3 protein-coding genes are annotated in these 2,556 nt (G+C 75.2%); 2 read left to right on the top strand and 1 reads right to left on the bottom strand.

The window, feature by feature from the left end:
* On the top strand, window positions 1-298 hold a 298-nt coding region (locus GTW08_RS19565), incomplete at its 5' end, for a response regulator transcription factor (RefSeq protein ID WP_161152344.1).
* Here GTW08_RS19565 and GTW08_RS19560 read toward each other — a convergent pair.
* Window positions 256-903 (bottom strand): TetR family transcriptional regulator, encoded by a 648-nt coding sequence (locus GTW08_RS19560; RefSeq protein WP_073573877.1) that lies wholly within the window; start codon window positions 901-903, stop codon window positions 256-258. The two genes, GTW08_RS19565 and GTW08_RS19560, sit on opposite strands and share 43 nt — an antisense overlap.
* Before the next feature lie 57 nt (window positions 904-960).
* Between GTW08_RS19560 and GTW08_RS19555 the strand changes: the two genes are divergently transcribed.
* A partial coding sequence (locus GTW08_RS19555) for an anthranilate synthase component I (protein ID WP_237453999.1) occupies window positions 961-2,556 on the top strand: 1,596 nt, incomplete at its 3' end.

Below are 2,556 nucleotides of genomic sequence, written 5' to 3'. Positions count from 1 at the left end.
CGCGGGGGAGTCGCTGCTGTTCCCGGCGGCGGTGCGCGAGCTCGTGGCCGGGTTCGCCACCGACGACGGCGACCGGCTCGCCGCCGCCGGGCTGACCGCGCGCGAGGGCGGCGTGCTGCGACTGATGGCGCGCGGGCTGTCCGACGCCGAGATCGCCGGGGAGCTGGCGCTCGACGTGGGCACGGTGACGACCGACGTCGCCGCGGTGCTGGCCAAGACCGGGTCGCGGGGCCGGACCCAGGCCGTCGTCGCCGCCTACTCCTCGGGGTTCGTCGACCCCAGGTTCCCGGTCAGGTAGCGCTGCACGGTCGGCCCGACCGCGGCGACGACGTCCTCGCGCGGCGCCGAGGCCAGCGGCTCCAGCCGCACCACGTAGCGCATCATGCCGAGCCCGATCAGCTGGGAGCCGACGAGCGCGCCCCGCTCGTCGGGCCGGTCGGGGGAGTGCGCCCGGGTGACCGGGCGCAGGATCGCGCCGCCGACGAACTCACGCAGCATCCGGGCCGCGATGTCGTGACCCGCGACGCTGCGCAGCACCGCCGCCATCGGGGCGCCGCCGCCGGTGTCCCAGACCGTCAGGAACCCCCGCACGATCCGCTCGCCGACCCGGTCGGCGGGGCCGTCCAGCACCATCCGCCGGATCCGTCCGGGGTCGACCGGCAGGTCCAGCGCGGCGAGGAACAGCTTCTCCTTGCCGCCGAACCAGTGGTTCACCATGGCCGGGTCCACCCCGGCCCGATCGGCGATCCGGCGGACCGTGGCGCCGTCGAAGCCGCGGTCGGCGAACTCGGCGCGGGCGGCCGCGAGCAGCCCGGCGCGGGTGTCCGCGCCGCCGGACCGGCGGCCACGACGCCGTGGCGACGCTCCCGGGTCCGGGGGTGCGGTGGCGCTCGGATCGGTCATGCGCCCCATCCTCACCCGCGCGAGGGCGGCCGTCACTGCTCGGGGACAATGAGTCGCATGACCCAGCGGACCCAGAACGCATCCGGTGGCGCGACGACGACCGGGGCCCCCGCCCCCGCGGCTCCCGCGGCCGCCGCCCTGGGCGCGGTGAGCCCCACCCGTGAGGAGTTCCGGGAGCTGGCGCGCGCGCACCGGGTCATCCCGGTGACCCGGCGGCTGCTGGCCGACGACGAGACCCCGGTCGGGGTCTACCGCAAGCTCGCGGGCGGGACCGCGGGCACGTTCCTGCTGGAGTCCGCCGAGAACGGCCGGTCCTGGTCGCGGTGGTCGTTCGTCGGGGCTCGCAGCGCCGCCGCGCTCACCGCCGTCGACGGCGAGCTGGTCTGGACCGGGGAGGTGCCCGACGGCCTGCCCACCACCGGCGACCCGCTCGACGCGCTGCGCACCGTGGTCACCGAGCTGCACTCCGAGCCGCTGCCCGGGCTCCCGCCGCTGACCGGCGGCATGGTCGGCTACCTCGGCTACGACATCGTCCGCCGCGTCGAGCGCATCGCGGACCCGGACGACCCCGCCGTCGACGACCTGGCGCTGCCCGAGCTGGTCATGCTGCTGGCCACCGACCTGGCCGCGCTCGACCACCACGAGGGCACCGTCACCCTGATCGCGAACGCGATCAACTGGGACGCCACCGACGAGCGCGTCGACCAGGCCTACGACGACGCCGTCGCCCGGCTGGACCGGATGACCGGCGAGCTCGCCGTGCCCGCGCCCAGCTCGGTCGCGGTGTACACCCCGACCCGCCCGGAGTTCCTCCGCCGGCGCACCCCCGAGCAGCACCACGCCGCGATCGAGGACGCCAAGGAGCAGATCCGCGCCGGCGAGGCGTTCCAGATCGTGCTCTCGCAGCGCTTCGAGATGGAGTGCGACGCCGACCCGCTCGAGGTCTACCGGATCCTGCGCACCACGAACCCGAGTCCGTACATGTACCTGCTGCGTCTCGACGACGCGGCGGGCGGGCCGCCGTTCTCCATCGTCGGGTCCAGCCCGGAGGCGCTGGTCAGCGTGCTCGACGGGCGTGCCACCACGCACCCCATCGCGGGCACCCGCTGGCGCGGCGCGACCGACGAGGAGGACCAGCTCCTGGAGAAGGAGCTGCGCGGCGACGAGAAGGAGCGCGCCGAACACCTGATGCTCGTCGACCTCGGCCGCAACGACCTCGGCCGGGTGTGCGAGCCCGGCACGGTGACCGTGCGGAACTTCTTCGAGATCGAGCGCTACAGCCACGTCATGCACCTGGTGTCGACGGTGACCGGGCTGCTGCGCGGCGACCGCACCGCGTTCGACGCCGTCGTCGCCTGCTTCCCGGCCGGCACCCTGTCCGGGGCGCCGAAGGTGCGGGCCATGCAGGTCATCGACCGGCTGGAGCCGACCCGGCGCGGTCAGTACGGCGGCATCGTCGGCTACCTCGACTTCGCGGGCAACGCCGACACCGCGATCGCCATCCGCACCGCGATGATCCGCAACCGGACCGCGTACGTGCAGGCGGGCGGTGGGATCGTCGCCGACTCCGACCCGGCCGCGGAGGACATGGAGTGCCTGAACAAGGCCCGGGCGGTGCTCTCGGCCGTCGCCGCGGCCGGGTCCATGTCACCC

This window comes from Pseudonocardia sp. SID8383, assembly GCF_009864975.1.
In the GTDB taxonomy this organism is placed as follows: Bacteria; Actinomycetota; Actinomycetes; order Mycobacteriales; family Pseudonocardiaceae; genus Pseudonocardia; species Pseudonocardia alni.
The sequence above is the reverse complement of the archived record's forward strand: the minus strand, read 5'-3'. Positions and strand labels throughout refer to the sequence as shown.

Excerpts from the sequence above, each read along its gene's own strand:
- GTW08_RS19560 (WP_073573877.1), bottom strand. The coding sequence starts at position 903 with ATGACCGATCCGAGCGCCACCGCACCCCCGGACCCGGGAGCGTCGCCA.